At 53.1% G+C, this 18,103-nt stretch carries 15 protein-coding genes; 6 read left to right on the top strand and 9 right to left on the bottom strand.

Features of this window, described 5'->3' with window-relative positions:
* Positions 1-72: 72 nt before the first annotated feature.
* The 5 genes from QEH53_RS16440 to QEH53_RS16420 all read left to right on the top strand — a co-directional run bounded on the left by QEH53_RS16440 (position 73) and on the right by QEH53_RS16420 (position 7,051).
* Positions 73-1,701: an ABC transporter permease subunit gene (locus QEH53_RS16440; protein ID WP_309024310.1), complete on the top strand. Its 1,629-nt coding sequence runs from the start codon at positions 73-75 to the stop codon at positions 1,699-1,701.
* A gap of 27 nt (positions 1,702-1,728) precedes the next feature.
* Positions 1,729-2,598 (top strand): ABC transporter ATP-binding protein, encoded by an 870-nt coding sequence (locus QEH53_RS16435; protein WP_309024309.1) that lies wholly within the window; start codon positions 1,729-1,731, stop codon positions 2,596-2,598.
* 46 nt (positions 2,599-2,644) lie between these two features.
* A complete protein-coding gene (locus tag QEH53_RS16430) occupies positions 2,645-3,463 on the top strand; it encodes an ABC transporter ATP-binding protein (RefSeq protein WP_309024308.1) in 819 nt (272 codons plus the stop codon).
* A gap of 237 nt (positions 3,464-3,700) precedes the next feature.
* Positions 3,701-5,170: an MFS transporter gene (locus QEH53_RS16425; RefSeq protein ID WP_309024307.1), complete on the top strand. Its 1,470-nt coding sequence runs from the start codon at positions 3,701-3,703 to the stop codon at positions 5,168-5,170.
* Between the two features lie 135 nt (positions 5,171-5,305).
* Positions 5,306-7,051, top strand: a complete 1,746-nt coding sequence (locus QEH53_RS16420) for a bifunctional protein-serine/threonine kinase/phosphatase (protein WP_309024306.1) — start codon at positions 5,306-5,308, stop codon at positions 7,049-7,051.
* A gap of 16 nt (positions 7,052-7,067) precedes the next feature.
* On the opposite strand, the gene QEH53_RS16415 is transcribed toward QEH53_RS16420, so the two are convergent.
* From QEH53_RS16415 to QEH53_RS16385, 7 genes are all read right to left on the bottom strand, one after another.
* Positions 7,068-8,435 carry a tetratricopeptide repeat protein gene (locus tag QEH53_RS16415; RefSeq protein ID WP_309024305.1) on the bottom strand — a complete coding sequence of 456 codons (1,368 nt, stop codon included), beginning with the start codon at positions 8,433-8,435 and terminating at the stop codon, positions 7,068-7,070.
* Positions 8,436-8,440: 5 nt separating this feature from the next.
* Complete coding sequence (locus tag QEH53_RS16410) at positions 8,441-9,130, bottom strand: energy transducer TonB (RefSeq protein WP_309024304.1); 690 nt, start codon at positions 9,128-9,130, stop codon at positions 8,441-8,443.
* Between the two features lie 6 nt (positions 9,131-9,136).
* Positions 9,137-9,541, bottom strand: coding sequence for a biopolymer transporter ExbD (locus QEH53_RS16405; RefSeq protein WP_309024303.1), 405 nt, complete (start codon positions 9,539-9,541; stop codon positions 9,137-9,139).
* Positions 9,538-9,852 (bottom strand): MotA/TolQ/ExbB proton channel family protein, encoded by a 315-nt coding sequence (locus QEH53_RS16400; RefSeq protein WP_309024302.1) that lies wholly within the window; start codon positions 9,850-9,852, stop codon positions 9,538-9,540. Before QEH53_RS16400 ends, QEH53_RS16405 begins: the two co-directional genes overlap by 4 nt.
* Before the next feature lie 182 nt (positions 9,853-10,034).
* Positions 10,035-11,450, bottom strand: a complete 1,416-nt coding sequence (locus QEH53_RS16395; protein WP_309024301.1) for a MotA/TolQ/ExbB proton channel family protein — start codon at positions 11,448-11,450, stop codon at positions 10,035-10,037.
* Positions 11,447-12,238 carry a DUF3450 family protein gene (locus tag QEH53_RS16390; protein ID WP_309024300.1) on the bottom strand — a complete coding sequence of 264 codons (792 nt, stop codon included), beginning with the start codon at positions 12,236-12,238 and terminating at the stop codon, positions 11,447-11,449. The genes QEH53_RS16395 and QEH53_RS16390 overlap by 4 nt, the downstream gene beginning before the upstream one ends.
* A gap of 12 nt (positions 12,239-12,250) precedes the next feature.
* Entirely contained in the window at positions 12,251-14,011 is a 1,761-nt protein-coding gene (locus QEH53_RS16385; protein ID WP_309024299.1) for a hypothetical protein, read from the bottom strand.
* 364 nt (positions 14,012-14,375) lie between these two features.
* Here QEH53_RS16385 and QEH53_RS16380 point away from each other — a divergent pair, with 364 nt between their 5' ends.
* Positions 14,376-14,936 carry a VPDSG-CTERM sorting domain-containing protein gene (locus QEH53_RS16380; protein ID WP_309024298.1) on the top strand — a complete coding sequence of 187 codons (561 nt, stop codon included), beginning with the start codon at positions 14,376-14,378 and terminating at the stop codon, positions 14,934-14,936.
* Between the two features lie 177 nt (positions 14,937-15,113).
* Here QEH53_RS16380 and nirD read toward each other — a convergent pair whose 3' ends face one another.
* Both nirD and nirB read right to left on the bottom strand, forming a co-directional pair.
* Positions 15,114-15,464 carry a nitrite reductase small subunit NirD gene (nirD, locus tag QEH53_RS16375; protein WP_309024297.1) on the bottom strand — a complete coding sequence of 117 codons (351 nt, stop codon included), beginning with the start codon at positions 15,462-15,464 and terminating at the stop codon, positions 15,114-15,116.
* Positions 15,465-15,483: 19 nt separating this feature from the next.
* Entirely contained in the window at positions 15,484-17,997 is a 2,514-nt protein-coding gene (gene nirB / locus QEH53_RS16370; RefSeq protein ID WP_309024296.1) for a nitrite reductase large subunit NirB, read from the bottom strand.
* Positions 17,998-18,103 lie beyond the last annotated feature (106 nt).

Raw genomic sequence — 18,103 nt, 5'->3', positions numbered from 1 at the left:
ATCATGTGCGGCGCGGCCGGCGGGGTCGCCTCCTTTTAAAATAGCAAGGCACACTCTCAAACTTTCACTAAGATGGCTGAATCAACGAAGGACAAAATTAAGTATCGCATCCTCAAGGCGCTCGACGTGAGCGGCTTTACGGCGTTCGACCCGGTTATACGATTGATATTCGGCGAGGAGCCGCAGAAGCAATTTGCGGCAATCGTTAAGTACTTGGTGATCCCAACGATCTTCGTGCTGAGCTGTATCTGGCTTTGGTCTTGGTTCGGCCCGCGTCATAAGACGAAGTCCGGAGAGGTGCCCACCCCGGATATCGTTTGGGAGTCGGTTAAGATTAATGATACCATTGCTGATCGCGAAAAGGTAAAGAAGAGCGACTTTTTGCTAAGTGGTAGCGAGCGTGAAGCGGCCCTGGAAGAAGTCGTGAGGGATTACGCGATCCTGACGGAGCAAGTGGATGCTGCAAAAGCTCTCGTCGCGGAAAAGGAAACTGAAAAAGCTAATCGTGTAGCTCGGCTGATCGCACCTTTAGACGAAAAGTATGAGTCATTGAAGGATGAATACAAGGAGACCGCCAAGGCTCGCGACGCGGAGATCGCCAGAATTTCTAAAGAGGTATCGGAAGGAAAGACTGAAGCGGCCGTCCTCATTGCCGCGATTCGAAACGATAGTGTTGCTACGGATCTGGAGCGTGCAGAGCTCAGCGTCATCAAGACGCAGATCGATGAAATCCGTTCTCAAAAGTACAAGCCGCTCGATCAGGCTCGCAAGGAGTATGACAGCGTGGCCGACAAGCAATTTTTCATGAAGACACGTCTCGAGTTCCTCGATGACCGAAACTTGTACGTGAAGCTCGACGAAGCTCAATCGGAGCTGAAGGAGTACATGACCGAGCTTTCGACGGCCGGTTCCGCCAAGGACGCATTAAAGATCGCCAAGCGAGCGGTTCGCGCTGAAGAAAGCGCAGCCCGTCTGGAAGGTCAGGAGTATGCGTCTGCGGTCACGATTTACCATCAGACCAAGCGCTCGATTTTCACGGTGTTCGTTGGATTCTTCATGGCGGCCTTCGTGGCCATTCCCGTTGGCATCATGTGTGGGCTCAACAAAATTTTCATGGCGTGCATGACGCCGATCATCTCGATTTTCAAACCGGTGTCGCCAGTGGTATGGCTGCTGATTTTCCAGATCGTGGTGGGGGCGTTTTTTCCAGATCCAGAAAATCATGCCTTGCTCAATTTCCTGAATAACTTGCCCCTTGTTTCTTCCCTGGAAATTAATCCAGCGCTCATCTTCTCGGCTTGCACGGTCGCGATGTGCGCAGTGTGGCCCGCTCTCGTGAATACGGCTTTGGGGGTCGCTTCGATTGACCAAGACCACGTCAACGTGGCTCGTGTATTGCGTCTCGGATTCTGGAGCCGTCTTTTCAAGATCGTTATCCCATCTGCCTTGCCGCTGGTCTTCGCCGGACTGCGTATCTCGTTGGGTGTTGGGTGGATGGTGTTGATCGCCGCGGAAGCGCTTTCTTCTTCGGACGGCTTGGGCAAGTTCGTTTGGGACGAGTACCAGAACGGTTCCTCTCTCACTTTTGCTAACATCATCATGGTATGTTTCGTAGTGGGCATTATAGGATTCTTCTTGGATCGCATGATGATCATCCTGCAGCGTTTTGTCTCATTCGACGGCGGTGGCACTTCTGTATAAATTTAGCGGATACGGAGATCTTTAGATATGGCTTACTTGGAAATGGATAATGTCTCGATCGGTTTCGGTCCGCCTTCCAATCGCACGGAAGTGCTGAAGGACATCAACCTATCAGTCGAGGAGAACGAGTTTGTGGCGGTGATCGGCTTTTCGGGCAGTGGCAAGAGTACGCTCATGTCTTTGCTCTCAGGCCTGCAGCGCCCCGACAAGGGAGAGGTGCGTTTGCATGGATCTATCGTTGAAAATCCAGGACCGAGCTTGGGTATCATGTTCCAGAACTACTCGTTGCTTCCGTGGCTCACGGTCTTTGGAAACATCGAGCTCGCGGTTCGCCAGGTTTTCCCCGGCTTTACCAAAGCTCAGGTCAAGGAGCACGTGGAACGCTACGTCGAGATGGTGAGCTTAACGCCCGCCCTCGAGAAAAACCCGCACGAACTCTCCGGCGGGATGCGCCAACGCGTATCGCTGGCTCGAACGCTGGCCATGCAACCAGAGGTCCTCCTGCTCGACGAGCCGTTGAGCGCCCTCGACGCTTTAACGCGTGCGGTGCTGCAGGACGAAATCATCCGGATTTGGGAAGAGGACAAGCGTACGGTGGTGATGATTACCAACGACGTGGATGAGGCTACCCTCATGGCGGACCGGATCGTGCCTTTGACGCTGGGGCCTGAGGCCACGCTAGCGGAGCCGTTTCCGGTAACAATGGAGCGACCGCGCGATCGGGCAAATTTGAACAAGAACCCTGACTTCATGAAGCTGAAGAATTCCGTGACCCGCTTCATGGTGGGAATGAACAAGGATGCGAAGGACCTGAAGGTAGATTCTTCGATTAAGATGCCGGACATTATTCCTTACGACTTTACGCCTCCGAAGCGGGCGTCAGTCAAGGTGAGGTAGTTCATTGGCGAGATCATGAATGTAGGAGGAATAAGGATACACTAAGATGCTAGAAGACAGATACGTAGAACTCTTTCAGGTTGTGAAGGCCTATCCGAATCCCTTCGGGGAAGCGATCAAGGTCGTCGACGGGTTTAACTTGATGGTCAAACAGGGCGAGTTGGTTAGCGTGATCGGGCACTCCGGCTGTGGTAAGTCCACGGTGTTGAACATGGTCGCTGGGCTTATACCGATCTCCTCAGGCGGCGTTATCGTAGCGGGCCGCGAAGTGGCAGGACCTGGTCCGGACCGAGCGGTGGTCTTCCAAGCTCCTTGCCTGCTTCCATGGCTCACCTGTTTTGGCAACGTAATGCTTGGCGTGAAGCAGGTTTTTCCGGATGCTTCGAAGGAGGAGCGCCAGCAGATGGTGGAGTATTCGCTTTGTGCGGTAGGCTTGAAAGACTCCATGCACAAGTACCCGAAAGAGATGTCGGGCGGCATGCAGCAGCGCGTCGGAATTGCCCGTGCTATTGCCTTGCGTCCTAAGATGCTTTTGCTCGATGAGCCTTTTGGGCGGCTTGATTCGCTCACACGGATGGAGCTACAAGACGTGATCCTCAACATCCTGAATTTTGAGAAGATCACCACTATGATGATCACGCACGATCCGGACGAAGCCGTCTACATGTCCGACCGGATTTGCATGATGACCAATGGTCCGGGCGCTAAGGTCGGCGAAGTGATGGAAATCGATTTTCAGCGTCCGCGCGACCGTGAGGAAATTATGGAGACAGCCGATTTCTATGAATACCGTCGGCGCCTACTGCAATTCCTAGACGATTGCGAGAAGGAGAAGAAAGCACGTAAGAAGGCGAAAGTCGGCTGAGGTGTTACTCCAGATACGAAGGGGAGATAGAGGTGTTATCGCCCTCCAGGCGGGCAGATGGAAAACCAAGGATAGGGGAGGCTATGTGTCGCTAGGTTCATGAATAGAAATACAGTTATAATTAAAAAAATAGAAACTGATTAATTTGAGCATCACGGTCCGTTGGCATGAGCGTAGCTGATTGATTAAATTGACACAGGCCGGGTAATCCTGATCAGCGGCTAAACTTTCTCAACCATGTCACAAAGTAAAATCAACCTCTTCAAGATCTCCGATCCCCGGATCTTCACGCTTCACATCACTTGGTTCGCGTTTTTCCTTACCTTCGTGATGTGGTTCAGCCATGCGCCGATGCGCGACGCGATCATGACGTCATTCGACATGACTACAGCGCAGTGGAAGGCGCTTCTCATTCTGAATGTAGCGCTTACAATTCCCTCACGTATCGTTATCGGTATGCTGGTGGACAAGTTTGGCCCGCGTCATGTTTATAGCGGACTACTGATCGCCGCGGGCGGACTCTGTTTGTTTTTCTCCATGGCGAGCAGCTACGAAATGCTGGCCCTGGCACGCTTATTGATGGGCTTTATCGGGGCCGGTTTCGTGATCGGCATCCGCATGATCGGAGAGTGGTTTCCTGCCAAGACGGTAGGGCTTGCCGAGGGCATCTATGGAGGATGGGGCAATTTCGGATCGGCCGCTGCGGCTTGGACTTTGCCAACGCTCATGCTCTTCTACGGCGGTCCCGACGGCTGGCGCTACGCGGTGCTTACGACAGGTGTCATCGCAGCTTGTTACGGAGTCTTCTTCTTCTGGAAGGCACGCAACACGCCGAAAGGTTCGACTTATTTTAAGCCGAAAAAGTCTGGTGGCTTAGAGGTGACGTCCCGACGCGACTTCTATTTCCTGATTGGGATGACGGTCCCGATGTACGCTTGCTTGGCGGTGCTGGCTTGGAAGCTTTCGCCTTCCGGAGTCTCGCTTCTCAGTCAAGGCGCGACCTACGGCATCTACGTGGCGCTTGCAGCTCTCTTCATCGTTCAGGTTTCCTCGATTTACAACGTCAACAAAGACATGCTGCAAAACGGGGTGGACGAGCAGCAACACTACAAGTTCAAGCAAGTCGCTATCCTCGACATCAACTACTTCGTAACCTTTGGTTCGGAACTAGCAGTTGTATCCATGCTTCCAGGTTTTTTTATGGATACATTCGGCCTTACTCCGCAAATGGCAGGCCTTTTTGGCGGCGGTTTTGCGTTGATGAATCTTTTGGCGCGTCCTTTCGGCGGGCTTGTATCCGATAAGTTCGGACGCCGAGTAACCATGCTAATTCTCATCTGCGGCCTAGCGGTCGGATATTTTGTGATGGGTATGGTCGACGGTAGCTGGCCGCTCTTGCTTGCGGTCGCGGCCACCATGATGTGCTCGTTTTTCGTGCAATCCGGAGAAGGTGCGGTTTTCGCAATCGTTCCGCTCGTGAAGCGTCGCCTTTCAGGGCAGATCGCCGGCATGGTTGGAGCTTATGGAAATGTGGGAGCGGTCACCTTCTTGACGATTTACTCCTTTGTGGATGCTTCCACCTTCTTCATCGTGATTGCCTGTTCCTCGGCTCTCGCATTTGCGGCGTCTTTCTTCTTGGAGGAGCCCCGAGGGCATACGGTTGAAGTCTTGGAAGACGGGACCGTTCAAAAGATCGAGGTCGCCTAGTCCGTGTATTCAATTTAGGTATGTAGTTTAGTTCATTGAACTCGCGGCGGGCGCTTTTCTAGGAAAGCGTCCGTCGTTGCTTTTCGAATTGAGGAATATCCGTGCTTGGCCCTAACTTCATCTAACCCTACACCCATGCCACTTCGCGATATGCCATTAGAATTCGCCCTCAAGATCGAAGCTGGCATGTCGAGCGATGCGGGGCCGAATGAGCAAAATGACGATTGCCTCGGTGTGCGAGTTCCAGAGGGCATCGAGCTGATCACTAAAGGAATTGCGGCGGTGATCGCCGATGGCGTGAGCGCTGCTGAGCATGGCAAGCAAGCGGCCGAGATTTGCGTCCAAGGCTTCTTGAACGACTACTACGATGCTCCGGAAGCTTGGACGGTAGCGACCTGTGGAAACAAGGTTTTCCAATCCTTGAATCGCTGGCTTTACGGACTCGGGCGAAGCAACTCGCGCGACGGTCGAGGCTACGTGACCACGATGACTTCGCTCGTATTCAAAGGGGGGAGCGTCCACATTTTTCATGTCGGCGATACGAGGATCTATCGCTTGCGAGGAGATGACTTCGAGCAACTCACCCGTGACCACTCTTTCAGCTACGGTAGAGGGGGCACAGGTTTGGCCCGCGCCATGGGAATGGATACGGGGCTAGATGTCGAAACCTCAAACCTCCCGGTAGAGGAGGGAGATCGCTATCTGCTCACCACTGACGGTATCCACGGTTTCCTGACAGATGCAGTTTTGAAATCGTCGGTCGAAGCGGCGGAGAAAGAAGGATTTGACCTTGCCTGCGGGGAGCTGTGCCGGAAGGCTCTTGCTGCGAATAGCAACGACAACTGTTCGGCGATCCTGATCGAGGTCCTAGGAATCGGAGCAGCGAGCAAGCGCGAACACCAACGCCATTTCAAGCGTCTGCCCTTTCCTCCAGATTTGGCTCCGGGGATGAAGATGGACGGCTACGAGATCGAGGAGGAACTGCAAGCAACCAGCCGCAGCCAAACCTACATTGCTCGAGAAGCCGAGAGCGGCCGCTTAGTGGTGATCAAGACCCCATCGGTGACCTTCGAAGATGACACCGGATACATCGAGCGTTTCATCATGGAAGGGTGGATTGGCAAGAAGCTCAAGCACGAGCGTCTTGCTAGGGCCTTCGCCCCGCCACATGGGCAGAACTTTCTGTATACGGTTCTCGAATACATCGAAGGCCAGTCGCTTGAGCAATGGATACGGGAGAACCCGACGCCAGACGTGCGGCGGGTGACCACAATGGCACGGGAGATCCTGCAGGGGCTCCGCGCCATGCATCGGATGGAAATGCTTCATCAGGATCTCAAGCCGAGCAATATCATCCTACATCCTGAGCGAGGGGCGGTCATCATAGACTACGGCTCGACCCATGTCGCCGGCCTGCAGGAGATCAACGCTTTCTCCCTTGGCGGCCATGCCTTAGGGACACTTGGTTATAGCGCTCCGGAGTATTTCTTGGAGAAAAAGCCGTCTCGCATGTCGGACATGTTTTCCTTGGGCGTGATCGTCTACGAGATGCTGACCGGCAAGTTGCCTTACGGCGAGCGGTATGAGCGTTGCCAATCGGTACGGGACTTCTCAGTGCTGGAGTACCAACCGGCTACCAAGTACAACTCGCATGTACCCGTCTGGCTCGACGGGGCTTTGCGGAAGGCAGTGGCGATCAATCCTCACCTTCGCTATGAATCGTATTCGGAGTTTGAGTACGATATCGAGCATCCGAACCCCAAATTTCTACCTGAAAATGCGGGGCCGTTCATCGAGCGGAATCCGGTTCTTTTCTGGAAGATAGTCGCGGGAGCTCTGCTAGCGGCTGAGGTGGCAACTTTGCTTTGGTTTTTACGGTAGTCCTTGCGGAGGATATTTATCGGGTCTGGGCGCTGGCTTCTACTACCCGAGTGTAGAGGTTTTGCAGGCTTTCGCTTGATTGTAGTTGCAGGGCCTTGCTAAGGAGCTGCTGAGCTTCGGAGTACTTACGATCTTCGACGAGTAGCTTACTTCGCGTCAGGAGGGCTTGAAAGGTGGTTCTCTCGTCCTGTTCTGCTCGTTCCGCTAACAGGTAGGCTTTCTCGCGTTGTTGCTGCTTTAGGTAGAGAGCAGCGAGGCGAAGAAGATGCTCCCCGTTTAGCGGGTCTTGTTCACGAGCTCTTTCCCAGTACTCGATCGCTTTTTCCGAATCGCCGGAGTTGGTAGCCAAGCTTGCTTGGAGCCTGAAGTAGAGGGAAGAATCTTCCGGCGACATTTCTTCAACGGGCTTCTTCAGCAAGTTGAGGATGCTAGTGGCGGTCGAGGTTTCACCTCGATCTTGCAGGACAAGGGCCGACTCCAGAAGGTACCGTTCGTTTAAACGGTCCGTAAGTTCGAAGCGGCGAAAGGCGAGTTCGCCGAACCCAAGCAGCGAATAGAGCCGACCCAGTTGGTAGAGCTCATTGGAGCCGGCTTTCCCCATTTTGTGCACGACCTCGAGGTTTCTTGCAGCGAGCTTGTTTTTGTCGAGAGCAAGGTAGGCGTTCGATTGAGCGAGCCAGTAGTTGGGCGCGCCCGGGTATCTCGTAATGAGTTCGTCGATCATGAGCGCCGCCTGCTCGAAGCGTTCTGAAGCCATGTAGACCTCGACTTTCCCTTCTAGCCACTGCGGGTTCCTGGGATCGTGCAAGATCGCCTGCGTGTAGGCTGCCTCTGCGGATAGGAAGTTCTTAAGTTCGTAGTGGCAGTAGGCGAGCCGTCCGTAGGTACCTGCGCTGGTGTCGCCCAGCTCGATGCTGCGTGAAAATGCCTTCATCGCCTGCTCGGTGTCCTCACCCCTCATCAAGAGCACGCCGAGGTTGTTCCAAGCTCTTTGGAAGGATGGAAACTTTTCGATGGCCTTCTTGTATTCAGTTTCTGCTAGAAGGTACTCTTCATTCTCGAAATAAAGGTTGGCTAAAAGGTAGTTGAATGTTGCAGAGACACCTGCTTCGTCCGTGACGAGCGTTTCCAGCATCCTCTGGGCGTAGGCGGTGTTTACCTCGAACATCTTAGAGACTTTTTCCAAGACGACCGATTCGACTTCGCTTATGGACGGCTCGTTTTCGGAGTTCACGCCGTAGCTGCCCAGAAACGATTTCTTGAAAGCGTCGTCGCTCTGGAGCTTGTATCCGAGATCGAAATACGCTTGTCCTTCGGAGAATGGTGACGTCACCAGTGGTAGTACGACTGCGAACAGATAGATGCTTGTTTTAGGAAACCTCATTGGTCTTAGGGAGCGAACGGGCTGTCGGGGCGGGCCTTGTTTTCTATAGATATGCGGTGGCGAGCCCAGGACTGAACAGGGCTTCCGTCTTTAATTGCGGGTTTAAATCCCCACCGTTTTATGGTACTGATCAGAAATTCGTTCATCTCGGGGATGTTGGTATCGAGTATGGTGATGTTCTCGGCTGTGCCAGCTTCTGTAACTCGATATTGGACGATAGCCTTGAGTGATAACGACTTGAATTCAGCGGGGAGCTTGGGGGTGAATCTGCGTATCGGCACGGGCGCTTCGTCCACATCTTTGGTTTCGTAAACTTGCATCCGATCGAGACCGCTCGAGCGAAACTGCTCAATCGATTGGTCTAGATCGAATGAGATGCTTTCGAGTGATTTCGACTCCGGGCCGATTTGTACTTTCAAGTAGTCGAGACTGAACTCGAAGGGGGTCGGGTCGATAGGTACCGTAAAATCTATCTCCGAAGCTTCCTGGATCTCGGGCGGAGTCGCTTTAGGCGGCGGTGGTGGCGGCGGCGGGTAAAATTCGGAGATCTGAGTTTCTATGGTTTTGGCGACAGGTATCTCGAACTGTCGCGTAAGTATGATGGAAATGAAAATGGCGACGCTCGCTAGCGCTCCGAAAAGGTAAGCTTTCCATCGGCCCGTATTGTCTGCGAGAATCTGATCGAAGGGGTCCATTCGCTGCTAGTCGCTCTTGGTCGAGAATTGCACGTTTTGGGCTCCGGCAGCCTTTGCCTCTCCGTATATTTGGCTGAATACGTCGTGTGTCGAATTGCGGTCCGCGTGAATGATGACCGACGACTCAGTGTCCTTCAACGCTTGTTCGATGATGGGGCGAACGCCGGATATTCCGATCTCGTGACCGCCGTAGTAGACTTTGTCTTGCTCGTTGATAGCGATTAGAACGCTGTTCTTTTCCAGAAGCACAGCGTTGGCGGCATTGGGCTTGTTTACCTTTATGCCGGTCTCCTCAACGAATACCGTGGTGAGGATGAAGAATATCAGCAGGATAAAGATGCAATCGATCATTGGAGATAGATTGATTTCGACCTGCTCGTTGCGGTCGTCGCGAAGCTTCTCCTTGATCATGTGAGGGTAGAGGGTTTGCTCGATTGAGCGAAGAACATCCGCTCGCTACGTTTGCTGAGCTGCTTGATCCACTCTGTTAAAAAAAGGGCCGGCAGCGCGACCATGAGTCCCGCTTGAGTGGTGACGAGGGCCATGGAAATGCCTTCTGCCACCGAGGTAGCGGTGTCGGCTGACTTCTCTTGAGAGAGGACGTTGAAGGTATTCAGCATACCCATGACGGTTCCGAGAAGCCCTAGAAGCGGGGCAGCCACCGTGAGGACTCGTGAGAATCGAAGCCGTTTGTGAATCCTCGCGCGGAAACTGGATCTCATTGTCGAATGGGTGCTCGGGTCTTCACTGGACAGTGGATGGCTGCGGAGGTGTCTCCGAATTTTGGTGACGGTTAGCAAGGACCTACAGAGGGATGTGTAGAGAGCGATCGAAAGCACAAACAGCCCGACCATCGGTAATCCACCGTTGGCGAACAGCTCGTTGAAAGTTGTTTCCAATGCCTTCACTTCACTCCTAGGCTGCGACTGGACTCCTTGATGACTTCGAAGGTTATCCGCTCCATCGCGGTGGTTCGACTTTGTATCATGTGAATGACGAGTCCGTGAAATATAAGCGCGGGTACCGCAATCACGAGACCGAGCTCGGTCGTGACGAGGGCCTCGGATATTCCGCTGCTAAGCGAGCTCGCATCGCCGGTGCCGAATACGGTTATAAGGGTAAAGGTCTTGATCATACCGACGACGGTCCCGAGCAGTCCAAGGAGAGGCGCGGTCGCTGCCGTTAGAGCGAGGAGGGGCACGAAGCGTTCGAGCTTGAGCTTGTAGTCGAGCACGTTCGATAGGAGGCACTCCTCAAGCATGTCGGTCGATTCGTTGATGTTTTCAATTCCGTTAGCGATAAGTCGCCGCACGCTTTTACTTTTAGTGGAAAGCAGTTTGTTCGCAGATTCCGGGTGTCCGAGCTTCGCCTCTTTTATGATTTGCTTAAGGTTCGTGGGAGCCGTCGGATTTTCGCTCTTAATGCTGAGGAATTTCACTATGACCAGGAGCGTTGAAAGCGTTCCTAGAGTTAGGATCACGTAACCGACCCAACCTCCTTTCTGAATGTGTTCGAGGAGGGTGCCGCGCTCGCGGTTTAGCTTTAAGGCGTTCGTGCTTATGTCGACCGGTAGCCGGCCTTGCTGGGCTCCAGTGACGCTGGCTATGTCGAGATCGCTCGTTGCGGATATTGAAACGATTTTCGGTTCGATGGTGCCAATGTTTGGAGTGAGGATGCCGCTTTGTCCTGTGTCCTCCGCGGTGAAGTATGAACTGGGGCCGACTCTCGTGATTGAGCCGGTCAAAAGCGTGCCAGTAGGAGAGAGCGCGTTCCCTCGGAACTGGTAGCCACCGATCGCGTTCTCCAGTTGATCGATCGTCATTTCGATGGCTTTGAGTTGCTCGGTGATTTTCGTGTCGTAGGGCACGCTTTCGATCCGAGTCTTTTCGTTTATATCGGTAATCCGCTGTAGGAAGATTTGATATTCGGTGAAGTCGATTCGCGTCAGAAAATTGTTTGTGAAGTCGCGTAGAACACCATCGATGTAACTGGATTGTCCCTTTAGGGCATCCAGTTGTTCGCGTGCCGTATTCTGCGCCTGCGCTTTTAAGGAGGCTGCTAGTTGCCGCTCGCGTAGCGCTTCTTTTCTCTCGAGCACAAGTTGGTCTAGGGCATTCGTCTTTCGCACTAAATCGAGTTTCTCTTTTTCGATTTCTTCGATGACCCTATTGTAGTTGCCGACCGCTTCACTCAGCTCTGTCTCAAGCTCAGGAATGGCTGATTCAATGCCTCCGATGGATACGTCGGATTGAGAGTGAAGAAGGGGTAGGAGACTGGCTAGGGCTAAGAAACGGAGAGGGCTGCTGAACGGAATTCTCATTTGTTGGGAAGGGCAATTTCGGTCAGGTTTACAGGAAGTGAGGTCAGTTGTGGTGGAAGTTCCTTGTCGAGTACCTTAAAGGCTGCCGCTATTTCTTGAGTGGCCTCAGGCGCCTCCTGCCATACCCAATGGTCCGGCGCAGGCGTGAGGACCCATGCTTTAGAGGAGTCCCCGTTGAGGGCAAAAGCTTGAGCGAGACCTGCGTAGAGGATTCTGACCTCTTGGGTGTTCTGTTGTCCGAACGTGTGCAGTGTCCGGATATCGGTGTACTGCTTATTGAACTGGTTGAGGTTTATGAGAATGCTCGCCAGGGATTGTATTCTGAGAGAAATGTCTTGAGACGCTTCTGGCGCTTCTAGGTTTGCTATGCTGCTGGAAACTTTGGCGGCAAGGGTTGGCGGGGCGTAGCGCGCGAGTTCGAGAGTCGCTGTCTGCAAACGATCGATTTGATTGATAATGAGTTGGTAGCCTTCCTCTATATCCGTGAGCTCGGACTCGAGTTTGTTAAACTCACTTTCAGCGTTCGCTGCGTCTGCGTCGCTTTCTTCGATCTGGCGACCAAGTTCGGAGACCGTCGCCTCCAGTACGATCAGACTGTGCTCGAGGATTTCCCGGACTGACTGCCATTTCGCCTTCTCTTGAACTGCTTTCGAGTAGAGCTCAATTGTTTGAAGGGGGGTCGTCTTCGCCTTCTCCAGGGCTGTTTGAGCGGTGAGGCCGAAAGGAAGGATTGTTGATAGTGCGAACGCTTTGAGGAAGAGTGTTGGAGCGGTGTATATTCTTCGCATTTAGTGTCGTTGCTATATCTGTTTGTTTGGAGCGAGGGCTTCGTTCCATTGAACGAGAGGTTCAGCGAATCTAACGACGAGTGTATTCAGGTCCTCGGGAGTTGCTGCGTCGAGAGGGGCCAGTGTCTTGCTAAGTTCGATGAGTTGCTCCAGCTCCAGCTGAGTGGTTCTAGAATGTTGCTGGGAGAGCTGAATTGCTAAGCCGAAGGCCGAAAGCTGAGCGTCGCTCTGCGTTTGACCTTTTTGCCAAATGGATTGCGCGAGTTCGCTCAGGGCAGACCTCATTTGCTTGGAACAATCCGCGCTGAAGCTCAGCAGGAAAAGCTTGCGAGCTGTTTCTTTCTCGGCTTCCGAGTAATTACCTGCTGGGGGAGTTTTGTCCCGAGGGTGGACACCTAGCGTTTCGAACCAGCTGTTATCATGCTCTAGGTTGGGCCGGCGTTCTACTGGTGTGCTGGAGACGTTTGTATCCAATTTTAAGTAGGCTTCTGTTTTTAGTTCGAGCGAAATCGAGCGGTGAACGTATTCGTAGGCCTCGTCTTCGGTGGTCTCCTCGATGATTGGCGGTGTTTTCGCCAAGTCGTTAAGGAGTCTCTCATGCGGGGCTTCGGGGAGTTCTGGGAGTTCAAGGTTTCGGAGGTGCGATTCCTTGTATAAGTCGTACTCAATTTGAGCTTGGGATTGCTGCGAATATACAATCTCTAGTTCTTGCAGCTCGGGGTCACCTTTTCGCGCCTCTTCGATCAGCTCTAATTTGGTTCGGTCTTCTATGGATGAGCGTTCCTCCATAAATCGCCTGTAATCTTGGTCGTAGTATTGCTCGATGCTTTCTTGGTATGTTCTATCAGCATTCTCGTAGAGGGTGAGTAGCTTGTTGAACGCGGGATTTTCGACCGCCTTTACACGACCTGGGATTTTGGAGGCGATATTCTTATCCTGGCTTCTGAGGTTTTCTACCAAAGGGCTCAATTCGATCTTACCAGAGAGAGCAGCATCCGTCACGGTGGAAGACGATTCCTGAAATTGAAGTTCGAAATTTTCGCCCCAAGCTCGTTTCAGGGCGTTTTGGAAGAGCGATGCAGCAGCTGGGTTTTCTCCGGTCAGATGCAGGGCAAATTTCAACTTCTCGTTGGGTAAGCCGAGTAGGCGCTTGAGGATGATGTCAGTCGCTACGTTTGGAGATACCGATTCGTGCTCAGCGCCTCCAGTGGAGACTTTGATACGTTTGAGGATTCCATTCCGTAACGCGTTTTGAAGTTGAGAATTGAATACGCTCGAGAGGCCGGACCTTGGTAGGCCGGCGAGGGATGCTTCAAGGTGTTCGAGGTCTCCGTTTTCTGAGGCGATCCTGACGGATTTTGAGAGATCGAAAATCAGTCGAGACTCTTGGGCCGCTTTTCGGAGCTCAGGATCGGCCGAGATGTATTTTGAAAACGGTTCGAGGCTGAGCAGTCGTTCTTTAAGAGGGGCTGACGATTGGGACGCGCGGTCCAAGGTCGCCATGATCAGGGCGCGCTGTTCGATCAACCTCGATAATTGTTTTTGCGATTTCGGGCTCTGGTCCCGCTCGGCAATACGTTGGGCAGCTTCGATCCGTTTCCCGAGGTTGAAGCTGTCGGTGTCGTCGTAGTCACCCTGAAGCTTATCTCGCGTGCTCCGCAGGAACTTGCCGTCGGAAGCGTCTTGGCCTTCGACAAGGATTGCCTGAAGCAGGTAGGCAGCGACGAATAGTATCGAACGCAAAGGAGATCGAGTGGTCGTTAACTGAGGCATAATGGTTTAGGGGTAGATTAGTGCGTACGACTTCAGCCGGTAATCGGCAACGTTATCCTCATCTTACAGTACGAGGAATTAAGTTTGTCAGCTTAACTTGATGGTGAAGTCGCGAAACCGAGTTTTTAGCCTTGTTTCGGACGTCGCGAAGATTGTTCGTCGCTCGCTATAGGGTTCCCTCGTTCGGTTTCTCAGTGCCTGGCGGGTTGGTAGTTCGGGAGACAATTTAGTGAACCAGAGATAGCACCAGGTCGGAGTGTTATCATCTCGCTAGTTTCTTCTCGAGACCTTAGGGATTCGGCTTCTTTCGAACGCCGTGTTTGTTCGAGAGTCCTGCCTGAAAATAAAACAACCAACTCTTGTTATGATTAAAATAAAAACACTAGTGGCGGTGCTGTTAGCCGCCTCGCTGAGCTTGTCTCTCAATGCCTTGAACGTCGACTGGGTAGAGGATTCACTAACCGCTTTTCATGTGGAGGTCAGTGGATCGGGAACCATGTCGGACCATACCGAGACGTCTCCAAGCGGTACTTGGTCCATAGAGGTCATCATGTATGAAATCGCTCCGATTGCAGCAGAAACTGCATTGATAACGGGGCGGAACCTTCCAGCTCCCTGGCCAGAGATCGCAACGGACGTTTTGGCGAATACCTTCAGGTCGCTCGAAGATTTCCCAGCCCAATCCAGTTTCACGGTCTCTACCGGAGAGACGTTTTACGGTTGGGGAGAAATAGCGCCGGGAGCTACAGCTCATCCCAGCACATGGGATTGGAAGTTTATCGGTATGTCCGAAACGGCTGCAGCTTATCAGGCGATGAATAAGCCAATGACCGTGCCAGACAGTGGAAGCTCCTCGTTGCTCCTTGCTTTGGGAATCATTGGGTTGGCCTTCGCCAAGCGAAATTCGTTCCTGAACCGTCGATAAGCAGCTTAAGAACCATCCACTTGCGCCCGGCAGTCCTTCGACTGTCGGGCATTTTTATGGGGGGAGCGGTTATGTATATAAAAAGAGAATACAAGCTTGTTGAAGCGTTTCTGAGGACGCGTTCCATCAACATATTATAACTTTGGAAGCGACCTGTTGCCTTTAATAAAACCCAAGTCACGAAAATTGAATCAGCAACTTGCCGTCGTCTTCCTTGATGGGGTAGGTCTTGAGGCAACCGGTGTCGCTGTCGGTCAGGCATTCGCCGCTATTGACTGAAAAGGAACGTTTGTGTAGGGGGCAGGTGATCTTGGGTTCGCCGTTGAGATCGCCTGTGAGTCCACGCGAGAGCACCATTCGCTTGTTGTGCGGACAAAGGTTCTGGGTGGCGTACCACTCCTTCTCGCCAGCGAGTTTGAAGATAGCGATCTGCTCGTCTTCTATCTTGATACAGACGCCGAGGTCGGAGGCGAATTCCTCGCTTTTCCCGATTACAGTCCAGAGGTTTTGAGAAGCGTTTTCAGACATAAGTGTAGTGGAAATATTGTTACAGTTTTGCCAGCTCTTCCTCATTGGCGGGGCGTATCTGCTCGCGTTCGAGGCTGTGCCTGATGGTGGGATCGCTCTCTTCGCTGTTGCCGAAGTGGCGGAAGCGCTTGAGCTTTTCGGGGTCTTCGATGGCGTCCTTCCACTCGCAATGATAGGTGTCGACTAGGTGTTGCATCTGCTGGTCTAGCTCTTCGCAGATGCCGAGTGAATCCTTAATAATGACATCCCGCAAATGCTCGATGCCGCCTTGGAGGGAGTCGAGCCAGACGGAAGTGCGTTGCAGCTTGTCCGCGGTCTTGATGTAAAACATCAGGTAGCGATCGATGTACGTGATAAGCGTCTCCTTATCGAGGTCCGATGCGAAGAGGTCAGCGTGGCGCGGTTTCATGCCACCGTTTCCGCCGAGGTAGAGGTTCCATCCTTTTTCAGTGGTGATGATACCGAAGTCCTTGCTCTGAGCTTCGGCGCATTCTCGGGTGCAACCGCTGACCGCAGATTTGATCTTGTGCGGCGCACGGATTCCTTTGTAGCGATTCTCGACTTCAATGGCGAGGCTCGTGGAATCTTGAACTCCGAAGCGGCACCAGGTAGAGCCCACGCAGGACTTAACGGTGCGCAGGGCTTTTCCGTAGGCGTGGCCGCTCTCGAATCCCGCGTCGATGAGCTTTTGCCAGATAGCGGGCAGGTCATTGACCTTAGCTCCGAAGAGGTCGATGCGTTGGCCTCCGGTTATTTTGGTGTACAGCCCGTACTCTTTGGCTACTTCTCCGATTACGATAAGTTTGTCGGGGGTTATCTCTCCGCCTGGGATGCGCGGCACGACTGAGTAGGTGCCATCCTTTTGGATATTGGCGAGGAATCGGTCGTTGGTGTCTTGCAGCTTGCGGTTGCGGGGCGCGATAACCTTGTCGTTGTGAATGCTGGCAAGGATCGATCCGACTGCAGGTTTGCAGATCTCGCAGCCATTGCCGCCGTTGCCATGTTCCTCGAGAAGAGTATCGAAAGTGTTGATACCGGTGGCGCGAACGATTTCGTAAAGGCCTTGGCGGGTATGGCTGAAGTGCTCGCAAAGGTCGGTATTGATCTCTTGGCCGAGCTCTTTGAGGGTGTGGTTGAGTAAGTTAGTAACGAGAGGAACGCAGCCGCCGCAACCGGTGCCGGCTTTCGTGCACTTCTTGAGGGCGGGCAAGGTTGTGGCTCCGCTTTCGATGGCGGAGCAAATGTCTCCTTTGCTCACGTTTTCGCAGGAGCAAATTTGGGCGGAGTCGGGTAAGGCAGCGGGACCGAAAGCAGGAGTGGATCCAGAGTCGGCGGGAAGGATTAGCTGAATGGGATCCTCCGGAAGCTCGATTTCATTTAGGGTCATCTGTAGGAGGGTCCCGTAAGCGTCGGCATCGCCGATGAGGATGCCACCGATAAGTCGCTTGCCATCCTGACTCGTGATGAGGCGCTTGTAGGTGCCTTTGATGGGGTCGGTCAGGACGATGTTTTGATGCGGTTCGTTTGCCTCGATGTTACCAAAGCTTGCGACGTCGGTGCCGATCAGCTTGAGCTTGGTAGACATGTCCGCACCGATGAATTTCGCGTCACCGCCGGTGATCTGAGTCGCTACGATGTCTGCCATGTTGTAGCCAGGGGCAACGAGGCCATATATGATATTATTGTAGAGGGCTACTTCCCCGATGGCGAAAACGGAAGGATCGCTCGTTCGTAATTGCTCGTTAACTACGACGCCACCGCGTGGACCCACCTCTAGCCCGCATTTGCGCGCAAGCTCGTCCCGCGGGCGAATGCCCGCGGAAACGACGATCATATCGACGTCGAGGGTCGAGCCGTCCTTGAAGCTCATCCCGCTAACCTTTTCGTCGCCCAGGATCTCCGTGGTTGCCTTGTTGAGGTGTACGGTGAGTCCGCGGGACTCAATGATATCTTTGAGGGTTGCGCCTCCCGCATCGTCGACTTGACGGGGCATGAGTCGGGATGCGAATTCGACGACGTGCGATTCGAGGCCTAGGTCTTGTGTCGCTTTGGCAGCTTCAAGTCCGAGCAGTCCTCCGCCGATGACAGCGGCTTTGCTGGCAACCTTGGCATGCTCCATCATGCCCTCTAGGTCTTCGATAGTACGGTATACGAACACGCCTTCCTTTTCGATCCCAGGGACGGGAGGTACGAAAGGTGAGGATCCCGTTGCGAGCACTAGCGTGTCGTATCTGACCTCGATGCCTTTGGCCGAACGCACGACCTTAGATTCTCGATCGATTTCGACAGCTTTGTCTTCGAGGTGGATGGTGATCCCGTTGTCGGTGTACCAGTCGATCGGCTGCAGCGTAAGGTCGTCGGAAGTCTTGCCTGAAAAATATTCTGAGAGGTGGACTCGATCGTAAGCAGGGCGCGGCTCCTCGCAGAAAGTGATCAAATTAAATCGCTGCTCGGTATCCTTTTGAAGCATGGCAGCTAGGAACTTGCAGCCCACCATGCCGTTTCCAATGACGATGACGTTTTCTTTGCTCATGGTATGAGAAGGGTTCGAGTTAAGGATGAAAGAAAATACTGATACATGTATAAAAGTATAAAAACGCTAATGAGCGTTTCTCGCGCCGGATTGTTTGGGTGCGAAC

The organism is Pelagicoccus sp. SDUM812002 (assembly GCF_031127835.1).
Taxonomy (GTDB): Bacteria; Verrucomicrobiota; Verrucomicrobiia; order Opitutales; family Opitutaceae; genus Pelagicoccus.
Note: the sequence above shows the minus strand (reverse complement) of the source record. Positions and strands in the feature narration are given on the sequence as shown.